Raw genomic sequence first — 15,604 nt, forward strand, 5'->3', positions numbered from 1 at the left:
GTCCTATGAATTTTCTTGTGAATCTCATAGGAGGATTAGCCGCTTATTCTCTTAAGCCACGAAAACCACAGATAAAAATAAACAAACTGGAACAGATGAAGCCTCAGCTTATCCATAACTGACGTTAGGTACTATAATGGGTGCAATTCCTAGTGGAGGAATGCTCGGTGAATTGCTAATATTAACTATCTATGGATTTCCACCTTCGGTATTAATTGCAATTGCAGCGATAAGTATTATTATTGATCCACTTGCAACTATGATTAATGTTATCTGCAATAGTGTCAGTAGCACTATGATTGCTCGGCTGGTGGAAGGGAAACAATGGTTTACTCATGAGGTATAAGAGACAATGAATAACTTAATAAAATCCTATAAAAGACTTTGGCGCTCGCGTAGAGATCGAAAAATTGCGGGAGTATGCGGTGGTATTGGGGAATATTTTAAAGTAGACCCCACTTGGATAAGAATTACTTTTATTATTTTTCTCCTGCTGGGTGGTTCTGCTTTATTGATCTATGTTTTGATGTGGATTTTAGTTCCTTTAGAACCAGTCAATTGGAACTAATAAGTGTCTCTTCTCACTTTCAGAGTGAACTCTAAGTAATATTAGAAGGCAAACTCTTAACATCAGGATTTTTTGAATAAGCATCAAGAATATCGTTAGTTAATTGTTCTATAATGCTTTCTCTCATATCCTCTTCAATTAAACCGACTTTTTCTTTCATATTAGCAAGACGAGATTCCAGCTCCTTCGCTACAGAGCCATTGGGGAATAAAGCAGCAAGTAAACGTCTTGCTTCAGCCGGACCAAGATGTCGATACAAATAGTTTCGTACTGTAGCATCTTCAGCAGTAGTACTGAACGCCCATAATTCTACTGGCCCTAAGGTTAAAGTAAGTAACTGCACGCTTACTCCAGTCTTAGTAGCAAACTGTGCCAAAAATGTTGCACCACCCTGTCGGGGTCCATGCACACGAGTACGTAATGCAGTTTTTGCGGTTTCTGAAAGACCAAATATGGCACAGGTTTTTTCTATCGCTTGGGAAGGACCTGCATCCATAATGTAAATTGCCGTCGCAAAATCAATCATTACTGGATCGAAGTCATCAACTGATTGCGAGAGCAAAGCAATTTGCACCTTCCATTTTCGTCCTTCACGCATGTCAATAATCACTTGCTCACGCACTGCGGTTGATTTGGAAGTACGATGAAATTCATCATAAACGATACGTTTGTGATCTTCACGAATTTCGTGAACACGCTCTGTATGATACTCTTTGTATTGATCAGGAATATTAGTTAAGCTCTCTTCAGTTAAGTAATAATGCCTAGCTAAAACATAACGCGCAAGCATATACATTACCGCAGTTTGTCTGTCCGCTGCATCACCACCACTTTTAGCAACCTCGTCAAGGTCAAGCGATACAACGCGTGCATCACCAATATCAAATGCACTTACACGCGATAAAATAGGATACTCGCGAACAGCAGAAGAAATCATCCTTGAAAATGCATTAATTAACGATTCACCAGTAGGTGCAGTAACTCGTTCATACAAATCTTCAATTGATGGAGTTCGACAAATAGATGCTGCATCTGCTAATAAAGGCATTGCATATCGTTGTGCTAACATTGCTTCATGCACAAATCCTGCAGAATACAAGGAATCTGTTACTTCCCACCACGTAGATTTAGAGTCACGCACAAACCCTATCTCTTCTAAAATACTGTCTAAAAATTCTTCTACACCAGGAGTATACGGTGTGGGATTAAATTCATCGGCCAAACTTTTATATAATTCATCCACTACCATACCTGCAAGATCAGCCATTCCATCGTACGGTTTTTCTGCCCCCAAAGGTGTAGTCAATAAAGTAATAAAGTTAACTAAGAAAGCCCGTTCCAAAGCAGTAGGATAACGACAACCCAATTGAGTATCAAAAGGATTAATCGAATAATCAGGTGTCATTCTTAAACGATGGTAAGCCACTAAATGTCGTTTCGATGCCGGTAACGCCTCTTGCAAAAGCGAAATAAGACCACTACTTGAAGGCCCAATATCAATAATCGCAATACGGGGAAGACGCATCAATCCACCAGATAAACACAAGGCCAGGTTAATTGCATTAGATAATACGGACTTACCCGAACCTGGACGCGCATACATCAGATCAATCCAAGTCGTTTGTTCCGTTGAACCCGGCTGAAAAGGCCACGGCTTACCATCAGGAGATCTAAAAAGCAAAGCTCCTTTGCTCCAGGGAGAGGCAGGCCGTGTAATTGGTAGCATAGAGATAACTGCGGTTAGAGGAGCCACAGTGGGCACGGCTGTGCTATTTAAGGTAGCTCCTAGCATACTTGAAACAAAACCACCAAAAGGATCACCACAAATTTCAGAAACGTCAGTGGAGCCCCACCCTTGAACAGCTTTCACTAATTCCGAACTTCTTTGCCGCAATAAAGGTAATTTTCCTTCAGGAGCCCAAGTGGTCGCCACTACACGTAAACGGATGATTGACTCATCTGTATTGAGTTGTAGATACTTTAATAAATTCACTGAATCACTGATTAAACGGTTTTGCGCGGAACTAAAACTTAAAATTGATGCGAGAAGACCCTTTAGTTTAATGGTATTTAAACCTTCACTTTCAATTAAAAATGAAATTCTCCAGGGAATATGTGCAGGTAATATACGCGCAAACAATTGAATAAAAGGTCTAACATCTTTAGGAAATAAATCAATATAAGTAGATGAATAAATCTTGTCTCCTACTCTGACTGTACGTAAATCTATATCCTCTGCATCACGAGGGATTATTTGTTTTGCCAGTGAAGGCCATAATAAATCCGAAGCGTCGCCCTCAAAACCGTTGAATTCTTTTACGGAGATTTTATCTCCAGGTAAGCTTGGTAGCCATTCATCAGCAGTATAATCAGGATCTGCAGTCATACGAATTGCATGTACTGCATCATGCACTTCCAACAAGTTACCACGGATAGTCAATGTTTCGAGGTCATTAAGAATGGATCGCACATAAGCATCATGGGTATCACGTAATTCAGGAATAGCGGCATAGATGGTTTGACTATTTTTAAACGGAGGCGCTTTACTGTCCTTAAGTATCTTCATTTTGGCTTTGTTTGCTGCCTTTAATTGTTCTGCTGTTAAATTGAATGGACGGGTAATTAATACAAAAAATAAGCGCTCTTCTGCGCAATATTGTGACATATATTCTGTGCGCTCATCAAATAAATCAGTCAGATTAAGCTCAAGTCGTTGTGCAGTTGCAGCAGCAGGGGCATAAATATCGTGAATAACTTTTCTTATATTTTGTTTATCATGACTGAAATAAACCTGTAATCCGTGACCAGGTCTTCCCATGGCTCCTTGAAATGCATTCGCTAGTCCAGATACCAGCTGCTCAAATTCACTTGTTCCAGCAAGGGCTGAAATACCTTCAATTTTGATTATAGATAACAAAGAACCGTCATGATTAACCAGAACAGTTGGACTGTCTGCAGTTTCCAAATCAATATAAGATTCTGTAGTTTGCTTAAGTGAAGTACTTAGCCAGGCAAAGAAGGTGTCAACTCCTTCAAAAAATGATTCTGACCAATGTGCCATCCATATCCCCATAGTTGATTATTGCCCAGATTTACTGTTTTGATCCAGGCCAGTTTAACTGTTTAAAAATAAAACCTAGCATATTGCCAGCACTAAGTTGTAATCTCTTCTAATGCGCTCGCGGCCCATTGTTCTATTTGCTTACGAAACTTTGCTCTTGAAGGTAATAAAAGCACATTTTTAAATAATTGTGCCCTACGTTCTTCATCATTAACACCCGCATCAATCATTAATTGACCAAATATTGCAGGATCACTAGTACCTTCACCAAATTTTTCTTCAACCGATTGAGAACGAAACTTAAACCCTCGATAAATATTCTGGGCACTTAACTTGTATCCAGTATCATTAGTAATGGCACAAAACAGTACATGACAAAGACTGTTTAATTCTGCTTGAGTCAACTCAGGAAGGTAAATGAGTGTTCCACCACCATAACCTCCAACGCCAACTGATTCAACAAAAAAACACTGAGCACAAAAGCAACAGGAAGTTATTAAATTAGATAGCTTATTGTTCGTGTAGTTATTATCAAGATTAACAACCTCTTGAAACAAACGTGTCTGAAACCCGCAAAACTGACAAGTATAACGATCTCTTTGAAATATTTTTTGCGCATATGTCTTAAAGCGCTCATCAACTTTCCTGGCAGAATATAAGCGCCATGAACCTGGTGTGGCCAGTAATTTCAATTGATGTTGTTTTTGGTTTACTGCCATATTCTCAGCTCACGTTGCTCGTAATAACTTGATGTAATTAGGCATTCTTTAAATTAGGATTATCCACAACTCATTTTTTAATGTCCTACTTTTAGCAACCTGCCTGCGGATGCAAAGTACGTCAAGGGTTTTCTAAAAAATTCTCTAACCCTAATGACTTGGATTAGAGAATTTTACAGTATATTTAATTAATATAAATTAAATATAAATACAACTTTTTATCCAGATTTATAAAATAAGTGCTCTTATTAGCTGCCTGTACCTGTGTATACAGTACCAGCAGGACCTGCTGTTCTACCGCCTCCAGCACCGAACATTGTTGCTCCGGTTATTCCTAAAATAGTAGGCAGAAACAATAAAGCCGCAGCAATAAATACTAATGCAACGGGTGTTCCAATTGGAATTTGAGTTGGATTATCTTTATGTTGTTTAAATTTCATAATGGCACCAATCGAGAAGCCCAGGCCTGCCAAATAAGAACCTGCTGTAATCAATTTAGTCAGATTCGTAAATGAGGAAGTAATTGATGATGCCATCCCACCTATTGTTAAATTACCCCCAGCAGCTGCCTCTTGACTAACCAATGCAATCACACTTAAACAAACAATACTGCTTATCCAAGACTTGGAACCCTCTTTACTTACCATTTTACCTTTCACTATTATCTCCTAATTTAAAAGTAAATAAATACAGAAAAATACCTATTATGTGCCATATATAGTACTATTAATCATAGTTATAGTCCCTACAATATTGATTAATAAAATTCCTCCAAAAACATGAACTAACCCTTTTCCTGTTCCACCTGGAGGTTGTCCTTGTGATGCAGAACGCGCAATCAATACCCACCCTCTTACAAATGCAATCAGGCCAACCACTCGAATGAGAGCCGTTAACTGCTCACCAACTAAACTCCCACTACCAAATAAGGTATTAATCGTTTGGTTATTAGTAACAGGAGCGTATTGAAGAAGCTGGTTTTTATCACCAAATGTTGTATTCAATAATACAGAAAAAGCCGTTGGAAAATAAATAAATACTGCACCAACTAACAAATAAATTACAGGTTCTTTTATACTGGTATGGCTGGACATCATTGTTCGTGCCTCACCATACACTTTCAAACTGTAGATTGCTTTAAATAGAAAAGCACAGCCTATAAGATAAGCTCCACCTGTAATTAAGCGTTGTACAGGAACCAATGAATTTGCAATATTGGTGAGAATATCTGCCTGACTAGCTATCCAGCAAGCAGCTGTCCCACCTGTACATGTTGAAGCAGCCATATATTCCTCAACTATCTTCTTGACTAAATCTAATTATTCGCCCAGAACTGGTTAATATCCTACCTTCAATTGAGTCAATTAGTTTAACTACGCCATACCCTGCGATTTTCGTCCCTTCTCTTACAGTAAGTGTAGAACCATTTGTATTAATTAGCCAGGCTCGCCCAGGAATAACAGCGTTAATATAGTAAATAGACGCTTGATTTTGGTGGTAAGAGCGTGTCATTCTTCGAATTGGTTTAGGTTTTGTGCGATCCATCAATACGCTAATTTCTTCTGATTGCCGATTTAACTGGGTTGTTAAATCGGTGATTGTCTGATTTAATTTGTTAATTTGTGTAGATAAGTTATTAATATTATTATTTATGTTTGCTGCCTGTTCATTCATTGAAGAAACCTGAGATTGAATATTTTGTTGATTCGTCTCAATAGAATCCACTTTTCTTGCGAGTACAAGATCATTTTTTTGTACAATAGGCTGAATAGGCTGAATTTCAGCTTGTACTGGTTGAGATTGTACTTGTGATTCCCCAACATTTATAGGAGCTGAAGGAATGCTTCCCTTAGCAACTGTATTACTTTTTCCAGAGAAAAAACCACCAAGCACCTTATACAGCACCATAACAAAAAGAATAATACAAACAGCAATTATTGCATTACGCTTCACATCCTTTTTAGGTGGCTTTGGTTCTAGACCAGAAGGTTGAGGCTCATTTAAACCGTAATCACCCATTGAGTCATTATTCAGAGAATCCAACTCATCAAACTTATATTCATCATTTTGATCGTTATCTGCCATAATTTTCTGCCGTCAAATTAAATAGATCGTACATCTTGTGTAAATAATATTCCCAAAGGAGAACCTGCAAATACTTCTACTGTTGTTGGTTTATTAAATAATTGTTGTGCTTGCTGTCCCCAGGTCTTACCAACAGTTGCCAATCCAATTACTGCGTTTTCTAAGGTAGAACGTCCCACACCATTGGAAACTGTGACATTATTACCACCACCAGTACCACCAACTGTTACCGTAGTATTTGCCGATTGGAACGCATTACCAAAACCTTCAAGGAATGAAGACGCAAATAATGCACCATAACGCATTATATAATGATGATTAGTTCTGCTGGACAACGCGGTCCGAGCTGTATTTGGGTCAATTGCAAAAGCTGATATCGAGGTGGTTTTTGGAGCACCGGGAATAGACATTGTATTAAAAGTAATAATCATTTTATTCGCATTTGAAGGCAAATTGAAACTACCGATTAATTTTGTTCCTTTTAATTTGCCTGCAACAATGGTAGCTAAAATTGGCCCGGGCTCATCACTGTTCACAGAAGTATCCAATACTGCAAATAAAATATCCCCTGTTTTAATGATAGCAGCTTGATTTGCTGTATTACCAACCGATAAACTTTTTGAATTACGAATTTCAGACTCACCGCCCTTGGCAGCAGACCTCTCAGCTTCGCCAGCAGTATATACCTGGATTGATACGCCTTTCCATTCTACTAAAAGCTGATTTGCTGAAGATAACATATCTGAGGTTTTCTGCTGAATTTTTTGTTGGTATTTTTGCTCTGCCATTTGTTGATTTTGTCTACTCAAAATAGCTTGCAATTGCTGATTAGACTCCGAAGCCCCTTGCGCAGGTACTCCACCAAAACTAAATGCCCCTTGTGGTACATTAGGATTACCTAAACCTGCTACTTGTGATTTATTAGGGGAAAAACCAGCATTGATTAAATCAGTATTAGAAAAACCTGCTCCCTTTAAATCTGCTGCAGAAAAACCTGCATCCTTCATATCTTTAGCGCTAAATCCAGCAGCTTTGAGCTGAGCAGCAGTAAATTCTGCGTCTTTAAGATCTTTGGCACTGTAACCTGCTTCTTTAAGTACTGCCGCACTAAATCCTGCATCTTTTAATTCTTTGCTGCTAAATCCTGCTTCTTTTAGATCTTTGGGACTAAAGCCTGCTGCTTTAAGTTGCGCGGCAGTGAACAGAGCGTCTTTAAGTTCTTTGGCATTATATCCAGCCGCTTTAAGTTGGCCTGCAGTAAATCCCGCATCTTTCAAATCTTTAGCACTAAATCCTGCTCCTTTAAGCTGAGCTGCAGTAAATCCAGCTTCTTTCATTTCCTGTGCACTATAACCCGCTTCTCTTAATTCTTTAGGACTAAACCCAGCATTTTTTAAATCTTGAACATTAAAGCCAGCATTTTTTAATTCAGCAGCTGTAAAACCAGTATCTTTTAACTCTTTAGCACTATAACCAGCATCTTTTAATGCGTTAGCAGAGCATCCTAAAGTTTTCTCAATTGTTGCAGCACTAACACCTGCAGTTTTTGCTTTTTTTAACAAATCAACATTGCAACCACCTGTTCTTCCACTTGCAATAATATCGCCCGGACTTAAACCTGCTCGCTCTAATGCTTGGGGAGTAAAACCTGCAGCAATTAATCGCGCCGGAGTAAATCCTGCATCAAGCAAAGATTTGGCATCAAAACCTGCATTATGTAAAGCCTCTGTACTGCATCCGTTCATGTCTTTAATTTTTTTTGCTGAAACACCTGCTCCTAATAATTGCTTTAATTTACTGGGATCGCAACCTGCAACTTTTATTTGTGCATCACTTAATGTAATTGCAGCACTAATTTCTTTTGGGGTAAATCCTGCATCCGCTAAATCCACATCCGTAAATCCAGCCGCCTTCAATGTTTGCGCATTACAACCAGCATCTTGTTTTATTAACATTGCACTGACACCCGCTTCACGTTCTCTACGTAATACATTAGGATCGCAGCCGGCATTTTTGACATCTGCAGCGGTAACACCAGGAGGAAGTTCTGCTTCAGCTTCTTTTATTTGAGCTGCTGTATAACCTGCTTTAGTAAGATCTTCTGGAGAAAAGCCTGCGTTTAACAAATCTCGGGCAGTGTACCCAGCACCATTTAACTCCACTGGTGTAAAACCAGCTTTTCTTAAATCAGCAGCACTAAAACCTGCATCTTTTAATTCTTTAGCACTAAATCCTGTAGCTTTCAGTTGTTCAACACTGCAGCCACTAATACGTCTGATTGCAGAGGCACTTATATCTTGTTTACGTAATTTGGTTAATGCATCTACACTGCATCCACTTTTTAATACATCAGCAGGCGTGATTCCTTCAGGTAAACCACTGGCTTTATTAATTTCATCATCCGGATATCCAGCACCCTTTAATTCCTTATTAGAAAAACCAGCATCTTTCATTTCTTGGGCAATAAAACCTCCAGCACGCAGTGCAAAAGCATTAAAATTACAATCTTTTAATCGAACAGCAGTGAATCCTGCTTCTTTGAGCTGAGTCACGTTATATCCCGCCACTTTCAACTCGTTACACCCACAAATTTGATGCAAATCTTGTAAGGAATAGCCAACTTCTTTTAGTTGCACGCAACTGCATGCGGCCTTTAGATCAGATAGTTCGGCACCTTGATTTACTGCTTGCTCAACAGTTGACTTTGAACAACCGCTGTTGTGCAAATTTTGTATCCAAAGACTGCGTTGGTTTCCTTCTTCATTTTCTCGTGCCAATGTGGAAAAACCCACACCACTTTCCCCATTTTTGGAGCCAATAACACCAACACCTTGACCTAGTGCTTGAGTTCGAATAATAGTTGGAATAGCGCTACCACCACTTTTTTCAGCACTCATAGCCTGATTTAAATTCTGCTCTTCTTGTAATTTAACGTATTGCGCCGTTGGATCAAGAGCTCCAGGAATAGATTGAATACTTCCTGGAGCATGACTCAAATTAGCAACAGCTGCGGGACCTGTATTTATGGCTCTCAGTTTTGTGTAACCGATTACCACAGCCAGTATTAATAGAACAGCTGTAAAAACAATAATAACTCGTGAACGAGTATTAGAAAAAAGTGATTTTAGATTTTCTTTTCTGCCAGCCATTTATAACCCTTCTACCTTGAGCTGCATGACTTTCCCATGCCAGGACACTAATAATACCGGAGATTTTTGCATTTCATATGCATGCGTTCCATCTGCACTGGTCATACTTGCTAACCAGCCCGGTGACAATATTGTAAGATTAGTTCGAACATACATTTTGTCATTGGATAACCAAGCGCGTGCATCTCCTCCACTCACCACTAAGCGTTGGCTTCCTGGAGGTGGTACACCATCTAGGACATGCAGCAACAGTTCACTAGCTGAAGGAGGAATACCCTCTTCCATAGGCATATTTTTAGCGTTAGGCCCATAACCTTGTACACGTAAATCTACTCGATAATCCACAGCTTTTTGCCCAGGAATAAGTGTTAACATCACTGGAGTATTTAAACCTTTCAGACGTACTGCCAAGTTCCCGTAATTATACAATTTCAAAGCTTGGATCATGATGGTATTACTCGTTTTATCCCATTGAATGTTAAATGCCCCTGGGTCCCCCAAATCATAAGCCGAAATAGGCCAGGGAGCCCCTGTGGAGTCAAGAAACACTAATGAAGATACAAAACCCTGTGCCAAACGAATGACAGGAGGAGTGGAGCCAGGTGACAAATTGACAAATTGTGAAGTAGCTGTTGGTTTAGGTGGCGCTCCAGGAGTGGATGCTTTGGCATATTCTACAGTTTGTTGCATTTGTCTTAACTGAACAATTTGTTCTGGAGTTAAGGGATACAAAGTATTTGTCATATCTTTGAATGCCTTGCTATTAATAACTTCAATATCATTTTGATCGGGTATTTGAGCGTTTGGATTAGCTGGACTTGCCTGTAATGAGGAAAGCTTTTCGACTGGTGCCTGATATGATGAACCTGATGCCAAAGTAGATCCACTACCCCCTTGGTTTTGTACCTGATTTCCTGAAGGCCCCTGGTTATTAGACAAACGTTGCTGCAGCATTCGTAATTGTTGTAGTGCTTGTTGTGCACTATCTGGTTGTGGAGCCGCATAAGAGACCCCAAGTACCAAATGAGTTGTACCGCATAAAAAACAAAATTTTAAAAACTGGTTCATCTTTTTCATTAAGAAACACCACCGCTAGCAGGTCCCACTACAAACTGTGATATACCTATGCCTCTAGGAGAATTTAGAGTGGAAACACGTGAGATCAACATAGTAACGACATTATTTTGCTGAGTAAATTCACTAGCACTCTGATAAGTGACTAATATAGGCATTTGCACACGCCATGAATAACTGCCATTTAATATCCCTTTTTGTAAAATAATGGGAGCACGTGTTGCCACAGCAGAAACAACCAATTTTTTAGCTTTAACTGCATCAAGGTTATTTGATTGTTGTAAGGCACTTAAAAATTGATCCCAACCTTCTGCAGTAAAAAATCCAGATGAGGCTTGTAATTCATCTCGGTAATTAACAAAATTATAGGTAAATGCGGCAATAGCAGCCTGATTTGCCCACTGCAATACTGCTGAATCCGATTGGTTAGGCTGGTTTAAAGGAAAAAGCGGCGTAATTCGACCATTAATGCTGGTAGCAAAATATTTTGGCTCCGGTGGGTGAGTAAAGATATAAATCAGCATGGCAGCAAGGACAAAATTAACAAGTAAAGCAATCAATAACGCAAGCATAACCTTGCGCTGACTGTCTTTATAAAACTTATTTCTCAATGTAACGACCGTCAAAGCATCTTCAGCCATAATATCCTCTACTATTCTTATTGTGGTATTACTTTTTCTTCAAGGTCTGTTGGTGGATCTGGATCCAGCAGTGCTCTTGATGTCTTATTCGAAGTCATCATAGATTTTAGCTTAACGGGCGGCGTCACTCCATTAGTAGCATAATAATCTCTTTCAGGCTTCTCGAAGTATAGATAAAATAATAATATTCCCAAAATACAACTTAATACCAATGAAATAATCAATATAACCAAACCACGTCTATAGATATTAACATTAAAAATTTTACTATTTTTTATTAATTCCCAACTTTCGCGGTTCATAATTGTTCCTAAGCTACAGCTCGCCTAAATTTAATTTCTATACGAGCATTAGTTGAATAATCCCCACCTGGCGTATAAGCAATGATAGGTTTATCACTACCTAGCCCTTGTGTAAAAATAAAACGACTGTCAACACCTTGTGACCATAAATATTCACTGACAACTCTTGATCGTGCTAAAGTTAAAGCATGTTCTCTTTGTGAAGACACAAACTTACTGCTGTAACTATCTATATAAATTGTAATTTTTCGAAATTGCTTCAAAAATATGGCTATATCATTTAAGAGTGCATAAGATTTCCATTTTATATGCGGAGTTTGAGGTTCAAATAGATAAGTTGCAGGAATGGTTATCATATAATCTTGCCCAACAGTAGCAACAAAAACCCCTTTTTTTCGAAACTTCTTCATATACTTAATGATACTGGAATCACATGCACCTGTAAACTTACACGGCCATTTAGGTACTTCAGGATCCAATGCATAATATTCGCTACAGGAGGCAATAAAACACAAGGCAAACAATCCAACAGTCCTAATTACCAAGACTATGTAAGTAGTAAGTACTGATCTCACTTCTGAGTCCTCATGTTACAAATAATCATTATTGAAAAATAATTCAGTCTGTTTAGAATCAACCTTATTATCTTAAAATAATTAAGATTAGAAATCATTACGTTACAATGAATTCAATTAAATTGCTATTTTTTTAAATTTTTTATTTTTTATTTTTTATTTAATTTTTAAAACAATGTCATAGTTGCAGTCTAAAATAGAGGTCGGTTGGGTTCATAGATATCCTATTGTTATTATTTAAAGCAAATTCTGCTATTTTGAATCGCAGCGAGTATCTAAACATGATGAATAAACTAATGAGGAGGAAATAATTCTTTAGACGTTAATTTAATTCTTCTTCGCTTTTTTTATTGGCTTTTTCACGCTCAACAACAATTTTTGCTGATAAACCTTTCACTAAATCAGTCAAAGCATAGGAATCGATTTCATCTCGCTCTTCTGGTGGATAGCTTGTAGCTAGTTGGAAGTCTTTAATCAGTTCATTAGCAACAGTACCCGCATATTTATCTTTAGCCCCTGTCAAACGCTCAATCGCCATCATTTGATTACGTGTTTCATTAATAGGTAATAAAGATTCAGAAAATGTTTCTTTATCACTCACTAGAATAGAAGCTGCACTTTGATTCTCACGTAATGGACTAAATATTGTTAAAGCCCCTTCAACTTCCTCTTCAACCAAGTCTTCGACAGGTTCAGGTTCATTATGACTATGAAAAGCTATTAAAGAAGCCACACTTCGTTCTATAGGCTCTTCAATTGTAGATTCACGTAATAGTTGAGTAATAAGGGTAATTTCCTCATTTTCCACAACTTTGTTAATTGTCAAATCACCACTTCCCAGAATCGTTTGAAATGAAGACAATTGTTTTTGTAGCTTCATTAAATAATCATCGGGTGGCGGTTCCACTTTTAAGAACTGATTAATTTTTAATTGTTTAACCGGCTTAGGATTAGCGTAAAACATCCGAGCACGTACAATTTTTGATTTGAAAAAGATGTGTGCCTCACCCTCAGTTTGCTCTTTAAGGTCTAAAAGATCCACGCGTGCTCTTCTCTCAAATGAAGAGCTTTTACTATCCATATAACTATTAGTCACTGTACTATCTTTTGCCTGGAACGAATCCACTTTAGTTACATAGGCTTCCCCTGCTGTTTTGGTAAAAAAATCCCAAGTCTCAGTAGGGTCTTCTAATTTCATACAAATTTTAATGTTAGTATTTGCTCCGATTGACGCAGCCTCTTCTTTAGATGCTTTCTGAAATGCAGGCAAATCCTGTCCAGCAAAAATTGCTGAAAAACCAAGAGAACGCGCCTGTGCAGGAACAACAGCAAAACCTTGAACAGCATAATAACCATACTCATCAAGAATACACATATAAGGTGTTGGTGCGTTCGTTGGTTTTCTTAATATAACATCTCTGTAATCCCCCTCAACCTCTTCTCCCAAACCTGAAGCCATCATTGCTTTTAAAGAGGAAACTATAATTTTACCTAAATTAGATAATTCATCAGGTGATTTTTCCAGCGCAGGCAATAGCACCACTAAAATTCTTCGATTCAACACCACATCTTTGAAATCTACTTCAGCTAAATTAGTACGAATAATATGACCGTACGTATCAGCCAAAGAAGAAAAGCTTCTTACAAGTTGCATAGTAATAAAACCATGTTGTTCTAATACCTGAGAGACCTGTTTGCCTTTCTTCTCTTTATTATACCCAGGTAAAGTATTCAAATAGTTACGCAATGGGTCAGTTACCAACTTGGGAATTTGTTCGATATTAATACTTTCCATATCATCACGTGGAAACACTTTATCGATAACTATAGATTCCAACCGGCCTAAGTCAAAGTAGTTTCTGATTGAGTTAGCGTCTAAAAGAATCGCTCCTTCATCACGCATGTAAACCAATAAACGCATTAAAGCTTCAACGAAGGCAATCGCACGCCCTTTCCACATATCCCCATCACCGCTTTGCTGAGCACCACTCATCAAACTTACTACAAGTTGAGTCAACATACTTGAAGAGCCCTGACAAAATGGATTTAATGTATTAGAAAGCCTTTTTTCCTGAGGTCCGACAATATCACGCGCGCCAGTCATGAAGTTGATTAACAATAAATCATCCTCACGTCCCATACTTCGAACCATAGAAAAAACCTTGGCATAAAGCGCATTGTCGCCTTTTCCATCTACATAAATAAAACCACTACCCTGGACCAATGCATTATAAGCAAGCGAAACCAAACATTCTGTTTTACCACTACCAGTAGATCCAAAAATTAACGCATGCGTACGCATATCATCGTTAGCAAACCAAAGTTCTTCACCACTTTTACGATCATTACCAAAAAAAGCAATTCCACGCGCAATATTAGGCTTATTCATACCTGGCTTGATGTCGTTGTAATCTTTCATTCGAGCGATCTGTGGGAGCCGAAATGGTAGTTTTTGTTTCCTGGTAAAGCTATAAAGAAAAGAAGCACCCCCAATTAACATCAATAAAGTTGCTGCCTCAGAAAAATAATAGGACATCGCTGCCAAGGTAAATAAAATAATTGAAATATTTGTTGGGTCACTAAAAAAATCCGCTATTCTCTGTGTAAAAGTTCGGGTATCTCTAAGTAAAAGAGTTGGATCTAATTCATGACGAGATTCAATACCACGCATCACGGCTCTAACTCCTGCATTTGACGGGGTGTTAACTTAATTTCTTTTATAGCAATTTCCAATGCTTTAATCGCTTCATCAATCATTGGCACCAAAGACCGTCGCCCCATCTCTTTCTCTGCACGCCAATGAGCAAAAGCCCCAGCAATTTCTGAATAAGGTGTTTGCCTACCGACACAATTAAGCATATACCATAATCTTCTGTCCACGGGTTTTAACCATAAAAACTCTGAACTTGGAACAACTCCATCCTTTCGAGCTGCCTCTAGTAATGAAGCCATTACAGTTAAAGTATAGGCATGTTTTGTCACTATTTCCTGTACTAATTCTGTATTTTTATATTTTTCCATTACGGGTTTAGCAACAGAAAAATTAGGTTTTCCTGTGACAAAGGTTTTATCCAAAACTGATAAAATATTATTAGCCGCATCTCTATCTCGATTGATGCGGGCAACAAACACTGCAGCTATTGCAAAAGCCTGAGGCGAACAATGTTCAAAACCATCCCAATAAGGGCCTAATTGTAAAGTAAAAACTCGCTTTGCATCACCACGTCTTATGGCTGCTGTCATTTCCATTCCAGGGACTGGATTATCGAGTAAGACGTCGTCCTTTCTTAATAAATTGTATTTGCGTGCAAATTCCATAGGAGTCATTGCCATTGCCCAAGGACCAGAATTTACATCTTGATTCACTAAATCTTCTTTAATTACCGGCATAATTGCAGGCCAATTAAATTGTTCTTGCACACGTAAACTC

Annotated in this window: 13 protein-coding genes and 1 pseudogene; 2 read left to right on the forward strand and 12 right to left on the reverse strand. The window is 38.4% G+C overall.

Going from position 1 to position 15,604, the window contains the following annotated elements; translation table 11 throughout:
• Positions 1-118: 118 nt before the first annotated feature.
• Together WA877_RS06255 and WA877_RS06260 are read left to right on the forward strand one after the other, a co-directional pair.
• A pseudogene (locus tag WA877_RS06255) lies at positions 119-346 on the forward strand (cation:dicarboxylate symporter family transporter); the annotation flags it as partial.
• Between the two features lie 6 nt (positions 347-352).
• On the forward strand, positions 353-568 hold the full coding sequence (locus tag WA877_RS06260; RefSeq protein ID WP_425170067.1) for a PspC domain-containing protein: 216 nt from the start codon (positions 353-355) through the stop codon (positions 566-568).
• 31 nt (positions 569-599) lie between these two features.
• Here WA877_RS06260 and WA877_RS06265 read toward each other — a convergent pair whose 3' ends face one another.
• From WA877_RS06265 to icmP, 12 genes are all read right to left on the reverse strand, one after another.
• The gene (locus WA877_RS06265) at positions 600-3,629 is read right to left on the reverse strand and encodes a type IV secretion protein IcmB (RefSeq protein WP_425170068.1); all 3,030 of its coding nucleotides are present in this window, start codon (positions 3,627-3,629) and stop codon (positions 600-602) included.
• 92 nt (positions 3,630-3,721) lie between these two features.
• On the reverse strand, positions 3,722-4,348 hold the full coding sequence (icmJ, locus tag WA877_RS06270; RefSeq protein ID WP_425170069.1) for a type IVB secretion system protein IcmJDotN: 627 nt from the start codon (positions 4,346-4,348) through the stop codon (positions 3,722-3,724).
• Positions 4,349-4,596: 248 nt separating this feature from the next.
• Positions 4,597-4,995 (reverse strand): type IV secretion protein IcmD, encoded by a 399-nt coding sequence (locus tag WA877_RS06275; RefSeq protein WP_425170079.1) that lies wholly within the window; start codon positions 4,993-4,995, stop codon positions 4,597-4,599.
• A gap of 57 nt (positions 4,996-5,052) precedes the next feature.
• Positions 5,053-5,634, reverse strand: a complete 582-nt coding sequence (locus WA877_RS06280) for a type IV secretion protein IcmC (protein ID WP_425170070.1) — start codon at positions 5,632-5,634, stop codon at positions 5,053-5,055.
• A gap of 7 nt (positions 5,635-5,641) precedes the next feature.
• Positions 5,642-6,433: a type IVB secretion system protein IcmG/DotF gene (icmG, locus tag WA877_RS06285; protein WP_425170071.1), complete on the reverse strand. Its 792-nt coding sequence runs from the start codon at positions 6,431-6,433 to the stop codon at positions 5,642-5,644.
• Between the two features lie 17 nt (positions 6,434-6,450).
• Positions 6,451-9,582 carry a type IVB secretion system protein DotG/IcmE gene (gene dotG, locus WA877_RS06290; protein ID WP_425170072.1) on the reverse strand — a complete coding sequence of 1,044 codons (3,132 nt, stop codon included), beginning with the start codon at positions 9,580-9,582 and terminating at the stop codon, positions 6,451-6,453.
• Positions 9,583-10,659 (reverse strand): DotH/IcmK family type IV secretion protein, encoded by a 1,077-nt coding sequence (locus tag WA877_RS06295; protein WP_425170073.1) that lies wholly within the window; start codon positions 10,657-10,659, stop codon positions 9,583-9,585.
• Positions 10,659-11,297 (reverse strand): type IVB secretion system apparatus protein IcmL/DotI, encoded by a 639-nt coding sequence (locus WA877_RS06300; protein WP_425170074.1) that lies wholly within the window; start codon positions 11,295-11,297, stop codon positions 10,659-10,661. The genes WA877_RS06295 and WA877_RS06300 overlap by 1 nt, the downstream gene beginning before the upstream one ends.
• A 17-nt stretch (positions 11,298-11,314) precedes the next feature.
• Positions 11,315-11,599: a type IVB secretion system protein IcmM/DotJ gene (gene icmM, locus WA877_RS06305; protein WP_425170075.1), complete on the reverse strand. Its 285-nt coding sequence runs from the start codon at positions 11,597-11,599 to the stop codon at positions 11,315-11,317.
• Between the two features lie 8 nt (positions 11,600-11,607).
• The gene (gene icmN / locus WA877_RS06310) at positions 11,608-12,174 is read right to left on the reverse strand and encodes a type IVB secretion system protein IcmN/DotK (protein WP_425170076.1); all 567 of its coding nucleotides are present in this window, start codon (positions 12,172-12,174) and stop codon (positions 11,608-11,610) included.
• A 322-nt stretch (positions 12,175-12,496) separates the two neighbouring features.
• Positions 12,497-14,848, reverse strand: a complete 2,352-nt coding sequence (locus tag WA877_RS06315) for a TraM recognition domain-containing protein (protein ID WP_425170077.1) — start codon at positions 14,846-14,848, stop codon at positions 12,497-12,499.
• A partial coding sequence (icmP, locus tag WA877_RS06320) for a type IVB secretion system coupling complex protein DotM/IcmP (protein WP_425170078.1) occupies positions 14,845-15,604 on the reverse strand: 760 nt, incomplete at its 5' end. The genes WA877_RS06315 and icmP, both read right to left, overlap by 4 nt.

Origin of the sequence: Legionella sp. (assembly GCF_049790535.1) — a bacterium.
Lineage (GTDB): Bacteria > Pseudomonadota > Gammaproteobacteria > Legionellales > Legionellaceae > Legionella.